The organism is Ammonifex thiophilus, assembly GCF_003368535.1.
Lineage (GTDB): Bacteria > Bacillota > Desulfotomaculia > Desulfotomaculales > Ammonificaceae > Ammonifex > Ammonifex thiophilus.
On record NZ_QSLN01000011.1, the window covers coordinates 1 to 24161 of the forward strand.

At 58.1% G+C, this 24161-nt stretch carries 23 protein-coding genes and 4 tRNA genes; 4 read left to right on the forward strand and 23 right to left on the reverse strand.

Annotated features, from left to right (window positions below; translation table 11 throughout):
* The 21 genes from DXX99_RS07680 to DXX99_RS07780 form a co-directional block, all read right to left on the reverse strand.
* Positions 1 to 611, reverse strand: a 611-nt coding sequence (locus DXX99_RS07680; RefSeq protein ID WP_115792919.1) for a GTP-binding protein, incomplete at its 3' end; no start/stop codon positions are given.
* A gap of 154 nt (positions 612 to 765) precedes the next feature.
* Positions 766 to 842: transfer RNA gene (locus DXX99_RS07685), tRNA-Met, on the reverse strand.
* 2 nt (positions 843 to 844) lie between these two features.
* Positions 845 to 919, reverse strand: a tRNA-Thr gene (locus DXX99_RS07690).
* A 5-nt stretch (positions 920 to 924) separates the two neighbouring features.
* Positions 925 to 1001 (reverse strand) — tRNA-Met (locus DXX99_RS07695).
* Positions 1002 to 1011: 10 nt separating this feature from the next.
* A complete protein-coding gene (locus tag DXX99_RS07700; RefSeq protein ID WP_240610867.1) occupies positions 1012 to 1365 on the reverse strand; it encodes a MoaD/ThiS family protein in 354 nt (117 codons plus the stop codon).
* A tRNA-Thr gene (locus tag DXX99_RS07705) sits at positions 1336 to 1411 on the reverse strand. Before DXX99_RS07705 ends, DXX99_RS07700 begins: the two co-directional genes overlap by 30 nt.
* Before the next feature lie 48 nt (positions 1412 to 1459).
* The gene (gene sigH, locus DXX99_RS07710; RefSeq protein ID WP_115792920.1) at positions 1460 to 2107 is read right to left on the reverse strand and encodes an RNA polymerase sporulation sigma factor SigH; all 648 of its coding nucleotides are present in this window, start codon (positions 2105 to 2107) and stop codon (positions 1460 to 1462) included.
* A 122-nt stretch (positions 2108 to 2229) separates the two neighbouring features.
* The gene (locus DXX99_RS07715) at positions 2230 to 2721 is read right to left on the reverse strand and encodes an NYN domain-containing protein (RefSeq protein WP_115792921.1); all 492 of its coding nucleotides are present in this window, start codon (positions 2719 to 2721) and stop codon (positions 2230 to 2232) included.
* Entirely contained in the window at positions 2699 to 3466 is a 768-nt protein-coding gene (gene rlmB, locus DXX99_RS07720) for a 23S rRNA (guanosine(2251)-2'-O)-methyltransferase RlmB (RefSeq protein ID WP_115792922.1), read from the reverse strand. Before rlmB ends, DXX99_RS07715 begins: the two co-directional genes overlap by 23 nt.
* Positions 3459 to 4130 carry an FAD-dependent thymidylate synthase gene (thyX, locus tag DXX99_RS07725; RefSeq protein ID WP_115792923.1) on the reverse strand — a complete coding sequence of 224 codons (672 nt, stop codon included), beginning with the start codon at positions 4128 to 4130 and terminating at the stop codon, positions 3459 to 3461. The genes rlmB and thyX overlap by 8 nt, the downstream gene beginning before the upstream one ends.
* Before the next feature lie 17 nt (positions 4131 to 4147).
* On the reverse strand, positions 4148 to 5569 hold the full coding sequence (gene cysS / locus DXX99_RS07730; protein WP_165847779.1) for a cysteine--tRNA ligase: 1422 nt from the start codon (positions 5567 to 5569) through the stop codon (positions 4148 to 4150).
* The gene (cysE, locus tag DXX99_RS07735) at positions 5569 to 6210 is read right to left on the reverse strand and encodes a serine O-acetyltransferase (protein WP_240610874.1); all 642 of its coding nucleotides are present in this window, start codon (positions 6208 to 6210) and stop codon (positions 5569 to 5571) included. Before cysE ends, cysS begins: the two co-directional genes overlap by 1 nt.
* A gap of 68 nt (positions 6211 to 6278) precedes the next feature.
* Positions 6279 to 7445: a 2-C-methyl-D-erythritol 4-phosphate cytidylyltransferase gene (gene ispD / locus DXX99_RS12020; RefSeq protein WP_115792926.1), complete on the reverse strand. Its 1167-nt coding sequence runs from the start codon at positions 7443 to 7445 to the stop codon at positions 6279 to 6281.
* Entirely contained in the window at positions 7432 to 8541 is a 1110-nt protein-coding gene (locus tag DXX99_RS07745) for a PIN/TRAM domain-containing protein (RefSeq protein ID WP_115792927.1), read from the reverse strand. The genes ispD and DXX99_RS07745 overlap by 14 nt, the downstream gene beginning before the upstream one ends.
* 168 nt (positions 8542 to 8709) lie before the next feature.
* A complete protein-coding gene (locus DXX99_RS07750) occupies positions 8710 to 9189 on the reverse strand; it encodes a CarD family transcriptional regulator (protein ID WP_115792928.1) in 480 nt (159 codons plus the stop codon).
* Positions 9190 to 9305: 116 nt separating this feature from the next.
* Positions 9306 to 10364, reverse strand: coding sequence for a DNA integrity scanning diadenylate cyclase DisA (gene disA, locus DXX99_RS07755; protein WP_115792929.1), 1059 nt, complete (start codon positions 10362 to 10364; stop codon positions 9306 to 9308).
* 22 nt (positions 10365 to 10386) lie between these two features.
* On the reverse strand, positions 10387 to 11718 hold the full coding sequence (gene radA, locus DXX99_RS07760; RefSeq protein ID WP_115792930.1) for a DNA repair protein RadA: 1332 nt from the start codon (positions 11716 to 11718) through the stop codon (positions 10387 to 10389).
* Positions 11711 to 13861 carry a transglycosylase domain-containing protein gene (locus tag DXX99_RS07765; protein WP_115792931.1) on the reverse strand — a complete coding sequence of 717 codons (2151 nt, stop codon included), beginning with the start codon at positions 13859 to 13861 and terminating at the stop codon, positions 11711 to 11713. The genes radA and DXX99_RS07765 overlap by 8 nt, the downstream gene beginning before the upstream one ends.
* Before the next feature lie 3 nt (positions 13862 to 13864).
* Positions 13865 to 14392 (reverse strand): macro domain-containing protein, encoded by a 528-nt coding sequence (locus DXX99_RS07770; protein WP_115792979.1) that lies wholly within the window; start codon positions 14390 to 14392, stop codon positions 13865 to 13867.
* Between the two features lie 41 nt (positions 14393 to 14433).
* Positions 14434 to 15129 (reverse strand): endonuclease III domain-containing protein, encoded by a 696-nt coding sequence (locus DXX99_RS07775; RefSeq protein WP_115792932.1) that lies wholly within the window; start codon positions 15127 to 15129, stop codon positions 14434 to 14436.
* 1 nt (position 15130) lies between these two features.
* A complete protein-coding gene (locus DXX99_RS07780) occupies positions 15131 to 16138 on the reverse strand; it encodes a sulfite exporter TauE/SafE family protein (RefSeq protein WP_240610868.1) in 1008 nt (335 codons plus the stop codon).
* Between the two features lie 87 nt (positions 16139 to 16225).
* Between DXX99_RS07780 and pabB the strand changes: the two genes are divergently transcribed.
* The gene (pabB, locus tag DXX99_RS07785; RefSeq protein WP_115792933.1) at positions 16226 to 17722 is read left to right on the forward strand and encodes an aminodeoxychorismate synthase component I; all 1497 of its coding nucleotides are present in this window, start codon (positions 16226 to 16228) and stop codon (positions 17720 to 17722) included.
* On the forward strand, positions 17689 to 18525 hold the full coding sequence (locus tag DXX99_RS07790; RefSeq protein WP_165847772.1) for an aminotransferase class IV: 837 nt from the start codon (positions 17689 to 17691) through the stop codon (positions 18523 to 18525). The genes pabB and DXX99_RS07790 overlap by 34 nt, the downstream gene beginning before the upstream one ends.
* On the opposite strand, the gene DXX99_RS07795 is transcribed toward DXX99_RS07790, so the two are convergent.
* Together DXX99_RS07795 and glnA are read right to left on the reverse strand one after the other, a co-directional pair.
* Entirely contained in the window at positions 18522 to 19802 is a 1281-nt protein-coding gene (locus DXX99_RS07795; RefSeq protein WP_115792935.1) for a double-cubane-cluster-containing anaerobic reductase, read from the reverse strand. The two genes, DXX99_RS07790 and DXX99_RS07795, sit on opposite strands and share 4 nt — an antisense overlap.
* 94 nt (positions 19803 to 19896) lie before the next feature.
* Positions 19897 to 21231, reverse strand: coding sequence for a type I glutamate--ammonia ligase (gene glnA / locus DXX99_RS07800; RefSeq protein WP_115792936.1), 1335 nt, complete (start codon positions 21229 to 21231; stop codon positions 19897 to 19899).
* A gap of 185 nt (positions 21232 to 21416) precedes the next feature.
* On the opposite strand from glnA, the gene DXX99_RS07805 reads away from it, so the two are divergent.
* On the forward strand, positions 21417 to 22547 hold the full coding sequence (locus DXX99_RS07805) for a class II glutamine amidotransferase domain-containing protein (RefSeq protein ID WP_115792937.1): 1131 nt from the start codon (positions 21417 to 21419) through the stop codon (positions 22545 to 22547).
* A complete protein-coding gene (locus tag DXX99_RS07810) occupies positions 22511 to 24157 on the forward strand; it encodes a glutamate synthase-related protein (protein ID WP_115792938.1) in 1647 nt (548 codons plus the stop codon). The genes DXX99_RS07805 and DXX99_RS07810 overlap by 37 nt, the downstream gene beginning before the upstream one ends.
* Positions 24158 to 24161 lie beyond the last annotated feature (4 nt).

Below are 24161 nucleotides of genomic sequence, written 5' to 3' on the forward strand. Positions count from 1 at the left end.
TACTCGTCAACGGCGTCCAGAAGCTTCCAGATGGGGCCGCAGTTGGGGCACTCCCGCTGGCCGCAGCCGCACTCCAGAGCCTTCAGAGCCGAACCCACGATTACCGGAGCCTCGTCCCCGGGGAAGTCGTAGGTGTTCAAAAGCTCCCGCACTTCCATTTCCACGAGCTCCAGAAGCTCGGGATCGTCCACCATGTCCGCCTTGTTGAGGAAGACCACAATGTAAGGCACCCCTACCTGCCGCGCCAGCAGAATGTGCTCCCGCGTCTGCGGCATGGGACCGTCGGCCGCCGACACCACCAGGATGGCTCCGTCCATCTGCGCCGCCCCGGTGATCATGTTCTTCACGTAGTCGGCGTGACCCGGGCAGTCCACGTGAGCGTAGTGCCGCTTCTCGGTCTCGTACTCCACGTGCGCCGTGTTGATGGTGATGCCCCGCGTCCGCTCTTCCGGCGCCTTGTCGATCTCGTCGTACTTGGTGAACTTGGCCAAACCGTGGCGGGAAAGCACCAGGGTGATGGCTGCCGTTAAGGTGGTCTTGCCGTGGTCTACGTGCCCAATGGTCCCTACGTTGACGTGCGGTTTGGTTCGAACGAATTTCTCCTTGGCCATAGGATTCCTCCCTTGCCTACCCGAGTATCACTTGCCATTATGGTTAAAGCCAAAATTGATTATTCGCCCTTGAAAGGCGAATTCCTGCTCCTGGCCTAGAAAGAAAGTTTAAAATCCCGGGCAGCGATGGCCCGGGATTTTCTTCCAGGGAAATTGGTGGCGGCGCAGGGACTCGAACCCCGAACACTGCGGGTATGAGCCGCATGCTCTAACCACTTGAGCTACGCCGCCACTGGAGCCCATAGCCGGGCTCGAACCGGCGACCTCATCCTTACCAAGGATGCGCTCTACCCCTGAGCTATATGGGCTTTTCTGGTTGCGGGGGTAGGATTTGAACCTACGACCTTCGGGTTATGAGCCCGACGAGCTACCTGGCTGCTCCACCCCGCGATTTCAATTATTATAATAGCAGATCCTTGGCACGCGCGCAACCCTTCATGAACCCGAGTAGTACACGGTAAGGGCCGGGAGTCCCGGGAGGAACCAGCCCCACGCGATCCCCTTCCTGGAGTTTATAATCAAGCTCTCTCACTTTTCCGTTTACCAGCACCGCTTCCACTTTCTCCGCCGGGATTCCCAGAGCTTCGAGAAGCTTAGCCAGCGTGCAGCCCTCCGGAACCTTAAAGAGGTAAGGCTGGCTCCACCCGCGCTCCTTGAAGAGCTGATAAAGAAAGGAAAAGGCCCTCACCTCAATTTGCGGCAGGCCTATCACTCCCACTATAAATGGAGCTGGGGATGGGACTCGAACCCACAACCTGCTGATTACAAGTCAGCTGCTCTGCCGATTGAGCTACCCCAGCGAAAAGGCTCCTGTGAAAATTTTAGGACGAGAGCCGGGGAAGGTCAACCTAGTGGCCTTTACGTTCCAGGTAGCGCTCCAGCTTGCGCTTGACCCGCTGCAGGGCATTGTCGATGGATTTGACGTGCCGGTTCAGATCCTCGGCGATCTCCTGGTAGGACTTGCCTTCCAAATACGAGACCAGTACCTGCCATTCCAGCTTGCTCAGAATTTCTCCCATCTTGGCTTCGATGTGGTCGAACTCCTCTCGGCTGATCACCACTTCTTCCGGGTCGGTGATCTTAGCTTCGGAGACCACATCGAGCAGGGTCCGATCGGAGTCCTCATCGTAAATGGGCTTATTCAGGGAAACATAGGAGTTCAAGGGGATGTGCTTCTGGCGGGTAGCAGTTTTGATAGCCGTTATAATCTGCCGCGTGATACAAAGTTCGGCAAAAGCCCTAAAGGAGGAAAGCTTGTCCATCTTAAAATCCCTTATCGCCTTGTAAAGACCGATCATGCCTTCCTGGATGATGTCTTCCCGGTCGGCACCTATCAGGAAATAGGCTCGCGCCTTCGCCCGCACGAAGTTTTTGTACTTGTTTATAAGGTACTCCTGCGCCCTGACGTCTCCCTTGCGGGCGTAAGCCACTACTTCTTCATCTTGCATCGTCTCGTAGCAAGGGCACGCTTGCTGGTTTGGGCCACGCAGGCTCAAAACCTATCGCCCCCACCCTTTATCTTTACCTGGTTGTCCCCGCTGCTTTCCCATTATAATTAACTGATCGATGCGCGTCAACGAAAATAGAACCACTTAGCCACCGGATTCCCTTTCCAGACCTATTTGAACTTCCATTCGCTAAATCTCTGGCGCAGAGACTCGGGCAAGCAGTCATCCAGCCGCCCGAAGGAGGGTGACTGAGCACGAACCCGGGAAGAGAAAACTTGGTTTAGCTGTTTCCAAAATTCCCTGGGAGTGACTCTTAGAGCACCTGCTCCCAACACCAGCCTTTGCTCCATCCAGTCACCGGTCACTACGGTCACCAAAAACTCGCCGGTCAGCTCCCCCACCAGCCGCTCTATCACCGTATCGGCAGTTTCTCTTTCCCTGGTGAATATCACCCTTACCCCCCGCCTCGCCTCGCAAGAGCCTTGCCCACCCTTCACCCGGTAAGCGTCGAAAACCACTATCAACTCTTTTCCCGTAAGAGCAGCATACTCTTCCAGCAGTTCAACCAGGCAGTCACGAGCATGCGCCAGGTCAGCCTTATTCTTTTCCATCTCCAAAGCGTATATGAGATTGTAGCCGTCAATTAGGGTTATCTCCTGCATTTTTTTCTTCCATCTGGCGGCGGCGCAGAATCTCGTAGAGAATCACCGCTGCCGCCACCGAAGCGTTAAGACAAGGCATTTTCGCCGTGGTAGGTATGCGCACCAGAAGATCGCACTCACGCCGCACTACCTTCCCCAGACCAGCGTCCTCTCCTCCTATGACCACCACCAGTGGCTCGTTCCACTCCGCCTCCCAGAGGGTCACCGGAGCGTCGGCTTCCGCCCCCAGGACCCAGAAACCCTGCTCCTTCAAGTACCGCAAGGTTTGAGCCAGGTTAGTCACCCTTGCCACCTTGACGTGCTCCGCTCCTCCCGCCGCCGCTTTGAGCGCTTCCGCAGTGAGACCTGCCGCCCGGCGCGAAGGGATTATCGCGCCCTCTACACCCACGGCGGCCGCCGTGCGCAGTATGGCTCCCAGGTTGCGCGGATCGGTGATGTAGGCCAAAGCCAGGAGACAAGTGGGACGGGTAGCCAGTATCTCGTCTAGACTCGCGTAGTTATAAGGGCTTACCAGGGCCACACACCCCTGGTGGACGCCACGGGCCGTTAAGCGGTCCAGAGCTTCGGCAGGAACTACTTGTACCGGCACGCTTCGCGAAGCAGCCAGGTTTCTGAGTTCGTGAAAAAAGGCTCCACCCAGCCCCCGTGCCACCAGTATCTTGTGTAAGGAACGACCTGACAGTAAGGCCTCCTTCACCGCGTGGCGCCCGTAGACGAGCTCCGTGCCGCTTTCCTTTTTATCCAAGATACTTGCTGCGCACCTCCTCCAGCTTCCCGCACCCCTCTTCCCCCTCCGGGCAAGGCCCCCGCAGGCAGGGCGGCCCCGCCTTCTCGAACACCACCGGAGCCAGGGGCTTCACCAGCTCCAGCATCTTTTCCGCCACCCGCCTTATCTCCCACTGCGCCCGCAAGCACAGCCGCAGGGAGAAGAAGTGCAAAAGCTCCCTGGCGTTCATGGTGACCACGAACTTGGTCTCCGCCGCCTGGGGCAGAACGAAGCGGGCGTCCTCCGCCGGAAGAAACTCCAGAAGCTTCTCGTAAGAGCGCCTGCACTCCTCCATGGCGGCCAGAAATTCCCCTTCCTTGCCCCGCTCCGCGACCGCCGGCGGGACCACGAAGTTAAAACCCTTGACGTAGCGCTGGGACTGCACCGAGAAGGAGGCTATGCGGTGGCGGGTTATCTGGGCCAGGCACGCTCTAGATACCCCTTCCACGGCGAAGGTGAAGCTGGCGTGCTCGACCGGGGTCAGGTGCCCGCGCCTTATGAGCTTGCGCAGGAAGTCGCGGTAATCGCCCGCCTTCACCTTCTCCCAGAGCTCGTCGTTCGGCAGGGCCGAGTAGCAGCGCCTGGCGGCGAAAGCTATGACCTTTTCCGGCTCCGGCGTGTGGGCGATTAGAGTCACCTTCATAGCTTTCTCCCCTTCCTTTAAGCCCAGCGCCAGCGGGTCCCCGCCGGGGTGTCTTCCAAAATAATGCCCAGGTTTTTCAACTCTTCGCGGATGCGGTCGGCTGTTGCCCAGTCCTTGCGCTGCCGCGCCTCCTGACGAATTTCCACCAGAAGTTTCACCAGATCCTCTATAACCTCCGTCCGCTCCTGTTCGACCACCGGCAATCCCCGCCGCTCGGGGAAAAGCCCTAACACGCGGTTGAAGGCGACCCAGAGGGAAAGAGCCCGACGTAGTACCGGCGCCGGCGGTAGCGGGCGAAGTTCGGCCCAGGAGTTGATCTCGTGGGCCAGATCGAAGAAGAGGGCTAGGGCTCGGGCTGTGTTGAAGTCGTCGTCCATGGCCGCGGCAAAGTCTTGCTCCCACTCGTCCAGCCGCGCCAGTTGCTCCGCACCGCCGGAAAACTCCTCCGCCTGGTTCTGCGCTTCCAGAAGGAAGAGCCAGGAAGAGCGCAGGCGGCTTAGAGCCTTGGCCGCTCCTTCCAGGTACTCCGGTGTGTAGGCCAGGGGGCTACGGTAATGGGTGCTCAGGAGAAAGAGGCGCACGGCCGAGGGTGGGTAAGCTTCCATTACCTCGCGCAAAAGAAAAATATTGCCCAGAGATTTGGACATCTTCTCCTCTTTTACGGTGATGAAGCCGTTGTGTAGCCAGTAACGGGCAAAAGGGCGGCCGGTGGCCGCTTCGGACTGGGCGATCTCGTTCTCGTGGTGGGGGAAAATGAGGTCGCTACCCCCGCCGTGGATATCGAGCTCCGGCCCCAGATACTTCAAAGCCATGGCCGAACACTCGATGTGCCAGCCGGGACGGCCTTCACCCCAGGGGCTGGACCACGAAGGCTCGCCGGGTTTGGCCTTTTTCCACAGGGCAAAATCCAGAGGGTCTTTCTTGTTTTCCCCCGGTTCCACGCGGGCACCTGCTCTTAACTCCGAAAGCTGCCGTCCGGAAAGCTTGCCGTACTCGGGAAATTTCCTTACGGCGAAATAGACGTCGCCCTCAGCCACATAGGCAAACCCCTTGTCAATCAGGAGAGAGATAAGTTCGATAATCTCCGGCAGGTGGTCGGACACGCGGGGATGCACATCGGCTCTCTTGATGTTTATCTGGTCAGCATCTTCGAAGTAGGCCTCGATGTACTTGAGGGCCAGCTCTCGCGGGTCCATTTTCTCCTCCGCGGCCCTTTTTATAATCTTATCGTCGATATCGGTGAAGTTTTGCACAAAAAAAACTCTAAAACCTCGGTACTCCAAGTACCGCCTGACGGTGTCGAAAACCACCAGGGCCCGCGCATTGCCCAGGTGGATGTAGTTGTAAGTGGTGGGGCCACAGACGTACATCCGCACCCGGCCCGGCTCGCGGGGGACAAAGGGTTCTTTGCGCTTGGTCAGGGTGTTATAGACCTGTATCACGCCTTTTGCGCCTCCTCCTCAGCGAGTTTCGCCTCCAGTTCTCTGATGCGCTCCTCAAGCCGAGCGATCTTTGCCTCCAGCCGGCCCAAGGCCTCAGAGATCGGGTCGGGTAGGAGGTCGTGCCGCAGGTCGGGCTTCTCCTCTACGCGCTTGCCGTTTCTGACCACTATCCTCCCTGGTACCCCCACCACCGTGCAGTTGGGCGGCACGGGCTTCAAGACCACAGACCCGGCTCCGATCTTGGAATTGTCTCCCACGGTGAAAGAGCCCAGTACCTTGGCCCCGGCGCTTATGACCACGTTGTTCCCTATAGTGGGGTGGCGCTTACCCTTCTCCTTGCCCGTTCCTCCCAGGGTTACTCCCTGATAAATGGTGACGTCGTCCCCTATTTCCGTCGTTTCTCCTATAACCACGCCGGCACCGTGGTCGATGAAGAAGCGCCTCCCTATTTTAGCGCCTGGATGAATCTCTATCCCCGTGAGGAAACGGGCGAAGTGGGAAATGAACCGAGCTATAAAGTAAAAACGCCGGCGGTAAAACCAGTGGGCTATGCGATGGAACCAAACGGCGTGAAGCCCGGGATAGCAGAAAATGACCTCCCACACGCTTTTAGCCGCCGGATCTCGCTCGAAGACCATCTGGATGTCTTCCTTGATGTACTGGTATAGACTGCGTAGCCCCACTGCTCCAACTCCCCCAAGAGGTATTATACCAAGGCCAGCAGGACCACCGCGTGGGCCGCCATCCCTTCCCCCCGGCCCACAAAGCCCAGTCCCTCCGTAGTAGTGGCCTTTACCCCCACCCTGCTTTCCGAAACTTCCAGAACCCGGGCCAGATTGGCCTTAATAGCAGGAACGTAAGGAGCAAGACGGGGGCGCTCGGCCAGCACCACCGTGTCCACGTTCACCACCCGGAAGCCGGCCTCCTTCACCCACATGCACACGCGGGCCAGTAGATCAAGGCTTCTGGCCCCCCAATAGGCCGGATCGCTCGGGGGGAAAAAGTGGCCTATGTCCTCTTTGCCCACGGCGCCCAGCAAGGCGTCCATCAAGGCGTGGCAGAGTACATCGGCATCGGAGTGCCCTGCAAGCCCCAGCGGCGCTTCTATTTGCACTCCGCCCAAAATGAGGGGTCTTCCCTCCACCAGCGGATGGACATCGTAGCCTATGCCTATTCGTAGGCCGGGGTCGTTTCCGCCCACCAAGGCCCGGGCCAGCTCCAGATCTTCCGGAGTGGTGATCTTGAGATTGGTATAGCTCCCCGGAACCACCTTGACCTTAACCCCCTCCCTCTCCACCAGCGCGGCGTCGTCGGTAGCGTAGTAGTTCTCCTCCTTGGCCCGCCGGTGCGCCTGCAGAAGAAGTTCGTAGCGGAAAGCCTGGGGAGTTTGCGCCAAGTATATTTCCTCGCGCGGCAGGGTTTCTACTACTCTTCCTTCCGCATCGACCCGCTTTACGGTATCCCGCGCAGGTACGGCAGCAACGGATCCACCCCACTCTGCTGCCGTTCTGATAACCTCCTCCATCAAGGCTGGGGTCACCAGAGGGCGCGCCCCGTCGTGCACCACCACCACAGGCAAGGGGGAAAGATGAAGAAGACCGGCAAAGACCGAGTCCTGCCGGTGCTCGCCGCCGGGTACCACTGCTTTGAGCTTGGAATATCTACCTTTTACTAGTTCCAGGCAAAAATCCTCCTCCCCTGGAGGAACCACCAGCACCACTTCTCTGATTAAGTCCACCTTCTCACACACTTCTAAAGACCAGGCGAACACGGGGAGGTTCAGAAGGCGGCGGAACTGCTTTTTAGGCCCTTCCCCCATGCGGCGGCTCTGCCCCGCCGCCACCACCACTACCCCTGCCTCAACCAATGGCATTCACCCCGCCAAACCCCGTCTCTCCCTCAGCCTTTGGCTTGGCAAAAATCATCCGTCCGGCCGACGTTTGCAGCACGCTGGTGACGGTAACACGGATCGTCTGCCCTATATGCTTCTTCCCCCCCTCCACCACTACCATCGTCCCGTCCTCCAGGTAGCCCACCCCTTGGCCCGGCTCTTTGCCATCTTTTACTAGGTGAATCGACATTTCTTCGCCGGGCAAGACTACGGGACGCAGAGCCTGGGCCAGCTCGTTGATGTTCAGTACCTTGATTCCTTGCAGTTCTGCCACCTTGTGCAGGTTGTAGTCGGTGGTCACCAGCTTGGCCCCCAGTTTTTTGGCCAGGCGCACAAGCTTGGCGTCAACCGGCAGCCCCTCTCCCCCGTCCACCGCCTGTTCGCAAATCTGCACCTTAACCCCTGTTTCCTTCTTGATCCGGTTCAGGATGTCCAATCCCCGCCGGCCCCGGTTGCGCCTGAGCGTGTCCCCCGAATCGGCAATGTGCTGTAGCTCCTCCAACACGAACAAGGGAACCACCAGGGTCCCCTCCAAGAAGCCGCTGGCGCAAAGATCCGCTATGCGCCCGTCGATTATAGCGCTGGTGTCCAAGAGCTTAAGGGAACCGGACCCTGCTGAAGCCCTGCCCCCTCTCTCTTTGCCCGGGCGTGGGAGAGAAGAAATGAGGCCCCAGAACTCTTCCCTCTTCTTGACCCCCAAGGAAAAACCCAGATAACCGGTAAGCCCAGCAGCGCCAAGCCAGATAATCTTGCCCGCCCAACCCAGAGCACTCAGCACCGGAGCAAAAAGGTTGATAATGAGAAGTCCGAGAATAAGTCCTACTATACCGGCTAATAAGTCCGAAAGGGGCATCCTTTGTAGGTACTGTTCCCAGCGGCAGGTAAGCCATACCACCACTTCTATCAGCCGGGGAGACAGGAACGCGCCCACCAGGAAGCCGATGCCTCCGCCCGCCGCTACCACGCCGATGCGCCAAATGAGCGGGAAAGACCAGAAATTCAAGAGAAAAAAGGCCAAAAGAGCTCCGCCAGCAGCGAAAGCCAGGGTCAAAATAAAAAAGGCTACCCTCCGCGCCACATCTTCACCTCCTATCCGGGCAAAAGCAGCTTTGCCTTCATTATATTGGCTTCCGGGTTGCCGTTCAAGCTAGCCTCCTTAAAATTCCAGCCTTAAAAATAAGGAATTCCCCTCCTCCAGCAGAAGGGGAATTCCTTAAAAACAACGGCGGCCTGTTCTCCGCCCTCTTTAAGCAAAAGCACGGTCCAACAGCTGACGCGCCTCTTCCTCTTTCATCTCCATTGCCAGCACCAGTTCGCTAATCAGAATCTGCTTGGCGTTTTCTAACATACGCTTCTCGCCCGAGGAAAGGCCGCGCTCGCGCTCCCGACGCGCTAGGTTCCGCACCACTTCGGCCACAGCGTAGATGTTGCCGCTTTTGATCTTCTCCAGATTGGCCCGGTAACGGTGGTTCCAGTTGGCAGGCATGGCAGTACAGGAAGAGCGGAGGAGTTTGAGTACGTTCTGTACCTCGCTCTTGTCAATCACCCGCCTCAGCCCTATCTCCTGGCAGTTATCAATGGGAACCATTACCTTCATGTTGTTCCCTATAGGGAAGCGAAGGACATAGTACTCGCGCCTCTGCCCCAGAATTTCTTTCTCCTCGATAGCCTCTATAATCCCGGCCCCGTGCATCGGGTATACCACCTTGTCGCCGACCTTGAACAACGCCCCACCCCCAAGCTCCCGATTTTAAAGCATAATAAATTTTATCACAATTTCTCCTCCTTGTCAAGAAAAGGTTTATTGTACCACGCCACGATTTAACTGTCAACCAAATATTTTTAGCGATAGCGCTCCTGGACGATCTGGTTCCAGTAGCGCCTCAGCCCTTCTTTGATCATGCGGGCCCGCGCCTCGCCGATACCCTCCACATCGTCCAACTCCTCGATGGAGGCTTGGAGTATGCGGCTGAGGTTGCCAAACGTCCGAACGATGTTCTCTATCACCGGGGAAGGAAGGCGGGGAATCCGGTGCAGTATCCGGTAGCCACGCGGAGAAACCCCTTGCTCCAAAACCCTGGGGCCGCCGGAATACCCCAGAGCCCTAGCTATGAGGGTTAGATCCAGCAGATCCTCGGCCGGCCAGCTCCCGATCATGCCAAGTATCTCCTTGGGAGTCTTATCCTCGACCACCGCGTAGTCCTGGATCACCAGGAGCCCTTCTTCCTCTATGTTCGAAGCCAGTTCCTCCACCTGCATGACGATAAGGCGCCCTTCACTCCCTAGCTCACAGATGTAACGCTCGATCTCCCGAACCACTCTGAGCGTCATCTCGGTCCGTTGTATGGCCTTGGTCACCTCGTAAAGCGTAACGGCGTCCTCAAACTCCAGCACCGTGAGGTTGACCATGGTCTGGTTAAGGATGGAACGGTATTTTTCCAGGGTTTGCACTGCCTGGTTGGCCTTAGCCAGGACGACCTCCAGCTCCTTGAGCACATATCTCAAGTTCCCCTTGTAGATGGTGATGATACCCCGGCGCTGAGAAATGGAAATCACCAAGGCTCCTGTCTGCTTGGCCACCCTCTCGGCCGTGCGGTGACGAATACCGGTTTCCGAGGAAGGGATGCTCAAATCGGGCACCAGTTGGGTGTTGGCTGCTACTATCCGTTTAGCGTCTTCGCTCAGGATGATGGCTCCGTCCATCTTGGCCAGCTCGTAAAGGCGCGCCGGGGTAAACTCGGCATTGATGACAAATCCCCCTTCGGCGATCGCCCGCACGCGCTCGTTATCCCCCACCACGATCAAAGCCCCACTTTTGGCCCGCAGGATATTCTCCAGGCCTTCCCGCAAAGGAGTCCCAGGCGCAACCTGACGCAAGACTTTGAGTAGCTGGTCGTCCATCGACTTCCCCCTTCGAAAGCGGTTACCCCTGCCAGAGAACCTCTACAGCCTCTCCCAAGGAAGCCACCGGGATCAGGGTAAACTTTTCCGGCAAAGACCGGCAGCAGTTATCCCTTCCCACTACCGCTCGGGAAAAACCCAGCTTGGCCGCCTCCCTAAGCCTCAACTCCAAAAGGCGCACGGGGCGAACCTCTCCCGTTAGCCCCACCTCGCCTACTACCACCACGTCCCGGGGTAAGGGGAGCTCCCGGTAACTAGAAACGACGGCCAGCGCCACCGCCAGATCGGCTCCCGGGTCTATTAGCTTCATCCCCCCTACCACGTTCAGGTATACATCGCAAGAACTCAGACGCAGTCCCAGCCGCTTTTCCAGAACTGCCAGGAGCAAAAGGGTCCGGTTGAAATCGAGCCCGGTGGTCATGCGCCGGGGCAAAGAGTAGTAGCTGGTGCTTACCAAGGCCTGAATCTCCACCAGCAAAGGGCGTGTCCCCTCCAAGGTAGGCGCCACCGCCGCCCCTACCGAGCTGTCGGCCTGACTCCCAGCCAGAAAAAGAGCCGAAGGGTTGACCACGGGCATCATTCCCCGCTCGGTCATAGTGAAGACCCCTATCTCATGCGTGGCACCGTAGCGGTTCTTCACTCCCCTCAGGAGGCGGTAGGATTGATAACGGTCTCCCTCCAGGTAAAGCACCACGTCCACGACGTGTTCGAGCAGACGCGGCCCCGCCAGAATGCCCTCCTTGGTTACATGTCCTATCACCAGGATGGGGAGGTTCAGGCCTTTGGCCAGCCCTTGCAACACCCCGATGCACTCCCGCACCTGAGCCACGCTCCCTGGGATCGCTTGCACCCGGGGATGCACCAGGGTTTGGATGGAGTCCACCACTACAGCGCAGGGTCGCAGTCGTTCTATCTGCTCCTTGATCACTTCCACATCGGTGATCGAGGCCAGCAACAGAGAGGCGGCTTCCAGTTGCAGACGCCGCGCCCTTGATGCCACTTGGCGCACCGACTCTTCCCCAGAGACGTAGAGGACCTGTCCGTATCTGCCGAGTTGGGAAGCTATCTGCAGGAGTAGGGTAGATTTGCCTATACCCGGGTCTCCCCCTACCAGAATGAGGGAACCCGGGACTATCCCCCCACCCAGTACCCGGTCAAACTCCTCTATCCCCACCCGTAAGCGCTCTTCCTCACCTTCTATCTCCTGCAGAGAGTAAACAGCAGCCGATCCCTTGTCAAAATCTTTGGTAGTACCGGTAGAGAAAGAGTCCCAGTTCCCGCATTCTGGGCAGCGCCCCAGCCAGCGCGTACTCTGGTAGCCGCAAATCAGGCACTGGAACCGTTCTTTAGCCATGACCGCTCGCTCCCTGGATGGTCGTAGGTAACTTTGGTGGCGGCTGCGTCGGCTGCTCGGACTGCCCCGGCTGCTTTGGCTGCCCTGGTTGCTCTGGCTGCTTGGGCTGCTCGGGCTGACCCGGCTGCACAGGCTGAGCCGGCTGTCCGGGTTGACCCGGCACAGCAGGTGCCGGGGAGGTAGGAGTGGTAGGAGCGGTCGGCTTTTCAGGAGTAGGTGACGGCTTTTCCGGAGCAGACGGCGCTGGAGTAGCGGTGGAATTCGGGGGCTCGGTCGGAGCAGTAGAAGGCACCGACGGTGCCGGCGGGGGCGGAGCTACAGTAGAGGTAGGCTGCAAGTCCAGAGCCTGTACCATTATCTGCCGCCACATCCTGGCGCAGTAATCTCCCCCATAGGCGCCGGGCATGGGACGGTTCATATCCCACCCTATCCAGACCACCCCTACCATGCGGGGAACCCAGCCGCAGAACCACAGGTCCTTGCCCTCGTCGGTAGTCCCCGTCTTGCCGGCCGCCAGATCATCTATCCGAGCCTTGGTGCCGGTGCCGTACTGGACAGCCGCTTTGAGCATGGTGGCTATGGCCGCCGCCGTCGTGGGCTTCATTACCGGTCTGAGCTCGGGATGGTACTCGGCCAGTATCGAGCCGTCGGGCTGAACGATTTTGGTCACCGCAAAGGGATGCACGTAATAGCCCCCGTTGGCAAAGGCAGCGTAAGCCGCAGCCATCTGCAGCGGCGACACCCCGTGATACAGCCCTCCCAGTGCCGCTGCCAGTCCGTCCTTGGTTGGATCGACCTTTATGCCCAGCTTATCAGCGAAGGCCGCCGCCCGCTCCAATCCCACCATGTGCAGAAGCTTTACCGCCACCACGTTAACTGAATAAGCCAAGGCGTCCTGCAGAGTTATAGGACCCCGGTAGCGCCCGTCGTAGTTGCGCGGCTCGTAGGAACCAAAGCGTACCGGCTCATCCACCACCACCGAACTGGGGCTCATCCCCAGATACTCTATGGCCGGGGCGTAGTCGAGTATAGGTTTAATGGCCGAGCCGGGCTGGCGGTAAGCCTGGTAAGCACGGTTGAATTGCCGGCTAACCACGTGCTCCCTGCCGCCCACCATGGCTCTTATGGCCCCCGTGTTGGGGTCGAGTAACACCACCGCTGCCTGGGGTTGAAGCAACCCCTGAGAGTCACGCACTGTAGTCGGGTAAAAAGCGTTGTTTCTGACCGCCGCCTCCGCCGCCCTCTGCGCCCTTATGTCCAGGGTGGTGTAGATCTTAAGCCCCCCGCGAAAGAGGGCCGACTCGCCAAAGCGCTCCCCCACCGTGGCGATGACGTAGTCCACAAAGTCGGGATAAGGACACTTCGGTTTGTAGATAAGACCTCGCTTAAGCCCCAGAGGCTCGGCCTTGGCCTTGGCTACCTGCTCCGGCGTGAGAAAGCCGCACTCCTCCATCTGCTGCAGCACTGTATTGCGCCGCGCCAGAGCCCCTTCGGGGTTGCGGAAGGGGTCGTAGTAGCTGGGAGCGCGCACCAGACCCGCCAGCATGGCCGCCTCGGCCGGCGTCAGATCCTCCACTTTTTTATCGAAATAAGTCTTGGCCGCCGCCCCTATTCCCCAGGCCCCCTCACCGAAATAGATGCGGTTGAGGTAAAAGGTCAGGATCTCGTCTTTGGTGTAGTGGCGCTCCAGTTGTATGGCCAGGAAGACCTCCTGGATTTTGCGTTTGAATGTGCGCGAAGGGGTAAGAAAAGCGTTTTTGGCCAGTTGCTGGGTTATGGTGCTCCCCCCCTGGACTATTTTGCGGTTTAAAAGGTCGTACCAAGCCGCCCTCAATATGCCCCAGATGTCAATACCGTGGTGCTGATAAAAGCGATTGTCCTCCGCTGCCACGAAGGCTTGTTTGACGACAAGCGGGATTTCTTTCTCAGTTACCGGGATGAAAGTCCCGCGGCCAAGAGAAGCGAAGGGGGTACCGTCGGCCGCGTAAAGGGTGCTGGGAGCCACCAGAGGCACCGAGTCTATCTGCCAGGGGGGGAGGTCTCTTATGGCTGCGTAAACCTCGTAGCCGCCCCAACCCATGCCTAAAAGTATAAAGAGGGCTACTAACCAGCCCACCAAGCGCACCCAACTAAACCTCCACATCTATCAGAGTTCCTCCAAAGCCTGGCTAAAAGCCTGGAAAGCTTCTTCTCCGTGCAGGACGAAGCGCACCCGCTTGACGCTTTGCAGACTGGGTGCCAGCTCCGCCACCGTTTTCACGGCCACCCGCGCTGCCTCCCGCAGGGGGTAACCGAAGGCGCCGGTAGATATGGCTGGAAAAGCTACGGAGGCAAGCCCCTTTTCCTCCGCCAGCCGGAGAGCGTTGCGGTAACAGGCGGCTAGGAGCTCCGCCGCAGGTTCGTCCACCCCGTAGCGCGGCCCCAAGCAGTGGATGACATAGCGGTTGGGCAGGCGATATGCCCCGGTTATAACCGCCTCTCCCGGTGAAATGGGGGCTAAAGAACGACACTCTTCTTCCAGCTCCGGCCCTGCCGCCCGGTGAATGGCCCCTGCCACTCCGCCACCAGGCTTAAGCCAAGCGTTGGCGGCATTGACCACCGCGTCAAACCCTTCCTGCCGGGTGATGTCACCCTGGACGCACTCGATGGTCAAGTCTCCTACCTTTTTCTTCATGCCGCCTTCACCCCTAACACCCATTATACCAAAAGCTGTTTCTAAGTCCGCCCCTCCTCTTTCGCAAAAGAACAACATATCCTTAAAAAACAGGTAAAACAGCGGGGGGTTCTGGCCCGGCAGACCTCCCGACCCCACTGGATGAGGCGCAGATGAACCTCCTGGTAATCCTTAGGAGAAAAAAGCTCCATCCAGACCTTCTGTATCTCCTCGTAGCGTGAGCCTTTGGCCCAGGAAAGTCGGTTGGTTATGCGGGCAATGTGGGTGTCCACCGGGAAAAGGGGGTGACCCAGGTGCAGAAGCAAAACGTCCGCCGTTTTGGGTCCCACGCCGGGGAGCTTTAAGAGTCGCCGGCGGGCCTCGAAGGTGGGAAGATTGCCAAGGGCTTTAAGGTCGAAATCGACTACCTCCCGGGCCAAAGCGCGCAAGAGCTCCGCCTTGCGCCGGTGCAGCCCCGCCGGGCGCAAGATTTCGGCCAATTCCTGCTCCTCGCAATTAAGGAAGGAGGCAGGGGAAAGGTTTTTAACGACCTGAACGAGCCGGCGGTAAACCTCAAGGGCCTTGCGGTCAGTAGAGTGCTGGCTCAGAAGGGTGGCCACCAGGACCGCAAAAGGGTCGCGGGTAGAAAGATAGACCCAGTAAGCTACGAAATCGCGGGGGTCAACCGCTATCCCCCGCAATCCGGCAAGAATCTCCTCACCTTTAAGCTCGCAGTAGGGCGAGATCAAACTACTCATTTCAGCCTCTTAAGAACTGGTATATGTAACTTAGTGCCAAGAAAAGCACCAGGATGCCCAAGATTCCTCTTATAACCTGTTCCGGAAGGAATTTCTGTAGCCTTGCTCCCAGGTTGGTCCCTGTAAGTCCCCCTATACCAAAAAGGAAGCCCAGAAGCCAGTCGGGTTTAACCGCCATCTGCGGGTAGAGGGGGGCCAAGATGGTGTAGTAAACCACCCCTACTATGGAAGTAAGGAAGGTTCCGGCCAGGGCAGCCCCGGCCACCGTGTAGGCCGGCAGGGCGAAAACGGCGCAGCAAAAGGGAGCTATGATGGCCCCTCCGCCTATACCATAAATACCGCCAACTATTCCCACCACCAGCGCTACCAGGAAAAGGGTGGGAACGTTAAAACTGAACCTTTCTCCCCAGAACTCGTACTCCACCTGCCTCCAGTTAAAAGTACAGGTGCGCACCACTGCCTCCCCCGACAAGCCCGCCGCCACCCGCTTCCCTTCCCTCCGGGCCGCCAGCGCCCTCTCCCTGAACTTGGCCTCCAGAGAGCGCAGGCGCTCCCTGCCGCGGCTATAGCGCCCCGTGAGCTCGTAAAGGAGGCGGCCGCCCAGGTAGAGCAGCACCAGACCCACGAAAAACTTGAAGGCGCGGGGATTGGGGAGGTAGTTCAAGCGTATAATAGCTCCCGCAAAGACGCCCGGCAAGGTTCCCGCGACGACCACCCAGGTCAGGGGCCAGACCATGCGTCCCTCCCGGATGTAGCGCCACAGCCCTCCCGGAATGGCCACGAGGTTGTAAACTAGATTGGTAGGACTTACAGCAGGACTGGTGAATCCTAAAACACTCACTTGGAAGGGAAGTAACAAAAAAGCTCCCGAAACGCCTGCCGGTGTGGTTAAGGTAGCTACCGCCAGGGAGACCAGGGGAGGAAGCCAAGGGGAGACGTCTATGCCGGCCACCGGGAAGCGCACGGGAACCACCTTGCTTGTTAAAGTTATCTCTTTCCTGAGCTTCATTTTAGGCTCTCCCTTCTACTCCCGTCAATTAGCCAGCCGCAGGTATTATAATTTCGCCATAAGGTCACACAAGAGGTGTCAGGAAAGATGCCCAACCCTCTCATCATGCCCTTGCCTGTGAAGGCAAGAGGGGCGGAGATCTTTGCCCCTTTAGCCCACCTGCCCATGAGCATTTTATTAGAAAGCGCCCTGGTCGTTCCCGGCTTCAGCCGCTATTCCTTCATAATGACTAAGCCTTTTCTGCAGGTTCAGGCCAAGGGACAAAAACTGGTCTTGAGGGACGAAGAAGGAAGGGAGTGGACGGAGGAAGGAAATCCCCTGGAGCTTCTGCGAAACTTGCTGCGGCACTATCAGTATCCTTCCGGCGGCTGCCCACTCCCCTTCTGTGGCGGAGCAGCGGGTTTTATAAGCTACGACCTGGGCCGGCAACTGGAAAGATTGCCTTCTAGAGCACTAGACGATCTTTCTACCCCTGATTTTTACCTGGGCTTCTACGATACCGCCTTAGTGGTGGACGAACTCAGCCGAGAAGTTTTCCTGGTAGCCACCGGGCTACCAGAGAAAGAACCTCGCCAGGCCCAAAAGCGCGCCTTGGCCCGCGCCGCCGAGCTTAGTGAATTAATTCGCAATATTACCCCCTTACCTCCTCCCCGTCCTCTACCGGCCCAAGAGTGCCCTTTGTACGCCCACTTCGACGCTTCCAGTTACTGTGAAGCAGTGATAAGGGCCAAGGAGTACATAGCCGCCGGGGATATCTTTCAGGTCAACCTCTCGCAGCGTTTCTCCCTTCCCCGCCTTTTTGACCCCAGGGAGGTCTACCTACGCTTGCGCGCGATCAACCCCGCCCCCATGGCCGCTTACCTGAACCTGGGAGAATGGCAGATAGTCTCCGCTTCACCGGAAAGGTTTCTCCAGGTGCGCAATGGGCGGGTGGAGACACGTCCCATAAAAGGTACCCGGCCGCGGGGTTCCGATCCCGTAAACGATGCCCGGATGAGAGAAGAGCTGTGGCATTCAGAGAAAGACCGAGCTGAACTCACAATGATCGTGGATCTGGAACGCAACGACCTAGGTAAGGTCTGCCGCCCGGGGAGCGTGCGGGTACCCGAGCTCTTTCGCCTGGAGGAGTACGCCACGGTATTCCATCTGGTGGCCACGGTTCAAGGCGAGTTGGCGCCGGGAAAGGACCTCGTCGACCTGATAAAAGCCGCCTTTCCCGGCGGGTCCATCACCGGAGCCCCCAAGATACGGGCCATGGAGATCATCGAGGAGCTGGAGCCCGTGCGTCGGGGGATTTACACCGGTTCCATAGGCTACCTGGGCTTTGACGGCAACGCTGATCTAAGCATCGTCATCCGCACCCTAATCTTCCGGAAAGAGCGCGTTTATTTTCAGGTGGGCGGAGGTATCACCAGCGACTCCGACCCCTACGCCGAATACCTAGAAACCCTGGACAAAGCCCGGGCCCTGGTCAGGGCCATGGGGTTTGATGAGGAAAAGGTCTTCCGTTCATTGGTGCTGGAAAAGCCTGGAAAGGAGGAAGGACAGCCTTGGGAGCAACCGTGTTCTTCAACGGGAGCCTGATCCCCTTGGAAAAAGCCAAGGTAGAAAGTGAAGATCAGGGCTGGCTTTACGGTTTCGGTCTCTTCGAGACGGTACTCGTCTTCCGGGGGAAACCGGTTCTTTGGCCGGAGCACCGGCAGCGCCTAGAAGAAGGGCGGCGTTACTTTAACCTGCCTCTCCCCCTCCGCTGGGAGGAAATAGAAGAAGGAGCAAGAGAAGTGATAAGGATCAACAATCTTTCCGAAGGGGCGCTGCGCCTCACCCTATCCGCCGGGCCGGAACCGGGAGCCAAGCCCGGCAACTTGCTGATAAGGCCACGGCCCCTGCCTTATTCCCCCCAGGACTACCGGAAAGGGTTTGGTGCCGGTTGGTCTAAGGTCAGGCGCAACGAGCACTCCCCCCTCACCCAGTTTAAAACCATTAGCTATCTGGAGAACCTGCTGGCCTGGAGGGAGGCCAGGAAAAGGGGATGGGAAGAAGCACTCCTTCTCAACACCAGAGGCCTAGTGGCCGAAGGAAGCCGCAGCAATGTGTTCCTCGTAAAGAAGGGCAAGGTGATTACTCCCTCGCTGGATCAGGGGGTGCTGCCGGGCATCATTCGCCAGAAAGTGATAGAGATCTGCCGGGAGCTGGGCTGTGAGGCCGCAGAGCGTCCGGTGACTCCGGCGGAGCTCCTGGAAGCGGAAGAGGCTTTCCTCACTAACTCTTTAATGCTGGTAATGCCGCTGGTGAAAGTCGAAGGCCGACCCGTAGGCACGGGCCGACCGGGAAGGTTCACGGAAGAAATCTCCAGGGCTTTAGAAGCTAGGATCCTGCCGGATTAAGCTTTCTGCCTGAGCATCTCCACGAAGGCCTCTATGCGGGTCTTGAGCTGCCCGGCGTCCTGCATGCTGTAGTCGGTCTCCGCCTTCAGCACTGGCACTCCTTGGGCCTTCAAGAACTTTTCCACCTGGTAGTGCTCCACCGCGTAGGGGTCGCAGAAGGAAAGAATGTAGCTTATCACCCCGTCCACTCGGTACTCCTGGATTAACCTCTCAATGTCTTCCAAGCGCCCGCCGTTGGGGGTGAAACAGGCACAGTGGGGAGCCAGATGCCGCCTGGCCACGTTGACTAAGAGCTCTTCCAGAGAACCGCCTTCCTCTTCGGTAAGATTCTGGAAGTAACGGTATCCAGTGCAAAGCTCCTCAGCCACGATCACCGCCCCGCTGGTCTCAGCGAGATGGGGCAGTTTCCAGTTGGGTATGGCCATGGGAGTGCCGGTCACCAGAAGCCGCGGGGTTCCGGGCGGAACCACCCCCACACCCTGATGTATCCTCTCCTCCAGTTCATCGCAGAGGGCGTTGACCTTTTCCGTGAACCGCTCTACGTCGTCGTAAAAGGCGATCTGGAAAATGAGCAGGGCGTCCAGTCCGCTTATGGGCGGCGGGTCGGCCCGGCGCAACTCGGCCAGACGCCTAAGCGCCCTTCGCTTGGCGTTGAGCTGCCATATAGCCTTCCGCAGGCTCTCATAAGTCACCTTCTTGCCAGTAAGCTCTTCCAGCCGGGCTACCAGCTTCTTTATTTCCGCGAGCCAGAGTTCCTGATCCGGCGCTTCCTTCTTCTGAGGTACCTCCATCACGTGGACGGGAGCGTAGTCGGCCAGAATCTCGAAAGTTTTCTTTTTGCCGTCACAGGTGGTCTCCCCGACCAAAAGATCGCAGGACTCGAAGTAGGGGCAGAGACGGGCAAGCTTGAAGCCCATGAAGGACTTGATTAAGGGGCAGATGTTGCGAGGAAGCACGGCTTCCACCTGCGCCGTACCCACCTCCACCCCGGCGCAAAGGCCGACATAAACTCCCCCCGCCGCCAGCACGAGCTCCTCCGGCACGTATATACAGAAGGTCCCCACCACTTTGCCACCCTGCCGGCGGAAGTCGTTGAGTTCCTGCACCCGCAGGCCGTGAATTTCACCGACGACGAAATCGAAATACTCCATGCCCCGGGGACGGTTTTTCTGAGAAAGGTAAACCTCCTGGTAGAGAGGTAACAGGGCCTCGAGCAACTCGGTATGAGGCTTCAAATCGATCCCCAGCCCGCTCCACAAGGACTCGTAATCGGGCATGTCGTAACCCCCTAGCTTAAAATCCTTTCATGATGAAGTTAGCTTTACGTTATAAGAAAGTCAATAACTTAGGGGGCTTTAAGCCCCCTAAGGTTTAGTAGCGCACCAGGTAGGTTTCGATCTCCCAGGGGTGCACACGTATAGAGTACTCGTGCCACTCCTTGAGCTTCGCTTCCATGAACTTCTCGTAAATGTGGGGCCCGAGGGCTTCCTTAATCACCTCGTCTTTTTCTAACTCTTGCAAGGCTTCAATGAGGGATCCGGGCAGGCAGTCGATTCCCAGAACCTTGCGTTCTTCGGCGCTCAACTCGTAGATATTTCTGTCCACCGGCGGCGGCGGCTCGATCTTGTTCTTTATCCCGTCGAGCCCGGCCTTGATGATGGCCGCCAGGGCGAGGTAGGGATTGCAGGAAGGATCGGGGCTGCGCAGCTCTATGCGGGTAGAGGGGCCGCGCTTGGCCGGAATCCTTATAAGCGGGCTGCGGTTACGGCAAGACCAGGCGATATAAACTGGCGCCTCGTACCCGGGCACTAGGCGCTTGTAGGAGTTGACGGTGGGATTGGCCACCGCCGTTATAGCCTTGATATGTCTAATTATACCACCGATAAAGTAGTAGGCCACCTCGCTCAGCTGCAAGGGCTTATCCGGATCGTAAAAGGCGTTCTCACCGTTGCGGGAGAGGGACAGGTTAGTGTGCATGCCCGACCCGTTAACGCCATAAAGGGGCTTGGGCATAAAGGTGGCGTGCAGACCGTGGCGCTGGGCAACCACCCGCACCACCATCTTAAAAGTCATGATCTTGTCGGCCACGTCCAAAGCATCTGAGTACTTGAAATCGATTTCGTGCTGCCCCGGTGCTACCTCGTGGTGCGAAGCCTCGATTTCAAAGCCCATCTTCTCCAGGGTCAGGATTATCTCCCGGCGCGCCTCCTCCCCGAGGTCGACAGGGCTAAGGTCGAAGTAGCTGGCCCGATCGTGGGTGATGGTGGTGGGCTGCCCTTTCTCGTCCAGATGAAAAAGGAAGAACTCTAGCTCCGGCCCAGCATTGCAAGTATAACCTAGTTCCGCTGCCTCTTCCAGTACCCGCTTCAAAGCGTAGCGGGGATCGCCTTCAAAGGGAGTACCGTCGGGATTGTAAACGTCGCAGATAAGCCGGGCCACCGCCCCGTCCCGCGGCCGCCAGGGCAAAATGACGAAGGTGCGGGGGTCAGGACGGAGGTACATGTCCGACTCCTCTATCCGCACGAAGCCTTCGATGGATGAGCCGTCAAACATGAGTTCCCCGTTCAGAGCTTTTTCCAGTTGGTCGATAGGAATAGCTACGTTCTTAAGAACCCCAAGTATGTCCGTGAACTGGAGCCTTATGAACTTAACCCCTTCCTCCCTGGCCCGACGAAGAACCTCTTCTCTTTTCATAAGTTCTTCCATATCTTTAAACCTTCCCCCTAACCTCTAAAATAAACCAAATGACTTCCCGCGCTTTCGATAAATAATACCACGCTGACCCCTCGCCTTCAAAGATCCCACGAAAAAACTTTCTTTTGTGATTCAACCAACTTTCAGGCAACGTGAGGTGTTATAATATTTATTACCCTTGGCGAGAGGTGAGTAGGGTGTGCCGGCTTTTTTGCGTGACTAGCGACGAACCTCAGTCCCCCATGCTGGCCCTTGGGGCGCTGGATGTCATGCGGGAGGGGCATGACGGCTCCGGTGTAGGGCTTTTTCTCACCGATCTCACCGGCCCCTTCGCAGAACTCAAGGACAAGCCTATCCTCTCAGGAATTTTTACTAAAGACGGACTCCGGCGCCTCAACGACTTCATGAACGCGCTGGGTTTTTGGCCCTTATACCGGGTGGTAATAACTACCGACAAGGAGCCTCCCCCAGGAACTCCCAAGAGAGATTTTTATCTTATCCAAGTTTACGAGTACCCAGATGGCTGGGAAAATCTGGACCAAGAAGAAAAGGAGTTTCGCCTCATGATGACGCGCCTGCAACTCCGCTGGATGGGTGAAGAGAAAGAGGATATCATTGTCTTCAGCTTTTGGCCGGACGTGATCATGATCAAGGAAGTGGGCGACCCCTTGCTGGTAGGTGAGTACTTGCGACTCGACCGGAAAGAGTTGCAGGCACGGGTAATAATGGCCCAGGGAAGACAGAACACAAACTACGCCATAAACCTTTACGCCTGTCACCCCTTTTTTATCCAGGGGATAGCCACCATGACTAACGGGGAGAATACGGCCTTTGTTCCCATAAGGGAGTTTCTCCTTTCCCGGGGCTTCCCCGGCTATACCGGCTATCAGTCCGACTCCGAGGTCTTTACTCACATTCTCCACTACGCTCTCAAAAAGCTGGGACTAAAGCTGGAGTACTACAAGCACCTCATCACACCGCTAACCGACGAAGAGATAAAGCGGCACCCTAACCGGGAACTCCTGCGTCGGCTCAAGCTGGCCTGTCGTCCGCTCACCATAGACGGGCCCAACTGCGTGATCGGTTGCCTGCCCGATAAGACGGTCTTCATGGTGCAAGACCGCAAGAAGCTCCGTCCCGGCGTGGTGGGAGGAAGACCGGGGTTTTACGTTCTGTGCTCCGAGATGTGCGGGCTGGACTTCGCCGCTCCCGACCGGGACAAGAGCCAGGATTTCCAGCCCATGCACCTCGACACCGTCATCGTTTATCCCGACCGACGGGAGGTGAGACGATGCTCCCAGATGGAACCCTTACCCCCTCTTCACTAGGCCTGAAGGATCTGCGCTGGCTCATCTACTGGGACAAGGACAAGTGCGCCTTGTGCGGGCGCTGCACCGCCGTTTGCCCTGTTAAGGCCATAGAGCTCGGGGTGCACCGCCAGCGGGTCGTCTTTTCCCCTCTCCTGGACGCGCCCGCCAAGGAAGCTCCCTCTGGCCTTTACCGGGTGTACTACGGGATAAGGCAAAGGACCGAGCCCGCCCATGCCTGCACCGGTTGCGGCATGTGCGCCCAGGTTTGCCCCAACGGGGCCATACTGCCTTACCGCAACGACGAGGAGGATAAGCTGCGCTTCCACTTCAACCAGGGAGGACAGCCCAGGCGGCGCGGCGGGCGGCGCAACGACCCGGCACCGGGGACTCTTGACCGGATCAAGTTCGTCCGTATATCTATGCTGACCGATCCGGCCCTGGATGCCCTCCGCCACGAGTTTGAGCTGCGCACCCTCCTGGGAAGAATTTTGCCGCCGGAGGAGGAGTTAAGGCTTTATAGGGAAGAGGGATGGACCCCACCGGTAAGGGAGATTTACCCCCTGATGATAGGAGGGATGTCCTTAGGCGCCCTTTCCCCTACCATGTGGGAGGGGCTTATGATGGGCGTGGCTTACCTAAACGAGGAACTCGGTCTGCCCGTCAGAATTTCTACCGGAGAGGGGGGATGCCCGCCTCGCCTTCTGCGCTCGCGCTTCATCAAGTACATCATCCTGCAGATCGCCAGCGGTTATTTCGGCTGGGATGAAATCGTGCGGGCCATCCCGGAGATGAAAGAAGATCCCTGCGCCATAGAGATCAAGTACGGGCAGGGGGCCAAGCCTGGGGACGGGGGTCTCTTGCTGTGGCACAAGGTCAACGAACTCATCGCCGCCATCAGAGGCGTGCCGCCGCGGGTGAGCTTGCCCAGCCCCCCTACCCACCAGACCCTTTACTCCATCGAGGAGTCGGTGGCCAAGATGATCCAGTCACTGGCCATGGCGTGGGGCTTTCGCGTGCCCGTCTACCCCAAGATATCCGGGACCTCTACCGCCCTGGCCGTGCTCAACAACCTCACGCGCAACCCCTACGCTGCGGCCCTGTGCATAGACGGGGAAGACGGGGCCACCGGTGCCGCTTACGAGGTGTCGCTTAACCACATGGGACACCCCATCGCCAGCAACATCCGTGATTGCTACTTAAACCTGGTCAAGCTGGGAAAGCAAAACGAGATACCGCTCATAGCTGCCGGAGGAATAGGGAAGCACGGCAACCTGGCCGCCAACGCTGCCGCCCTCTTTATGCTGGGAGCGAGCGCGGTGCAGATAGGGCGCTATATCCTGCAAGCGGCCGCGGGCTGCCTGGGATCGGAATCCGACCGGTGCAACGTTTGCAACGTGGGCATCTGCCCCAAAGGGATAACCTCGCAAGACCCGCGCCTTTACCGCCGCCTTGATCCGGATAGGGTGGCGGAAAGAGTGGTCGATGTCTTCCTGAGCTTTGACATGGAGCTCAAAAAGATCGTGGCCGCTTTGGGACGCTCGACCTCGCTGCCCATAGGCATGTCCGACGCTTTGGGCATCGACGATTACCATGCGGCCGAAAGGCTGCAGATAAAGTACGTGATTTGACGGG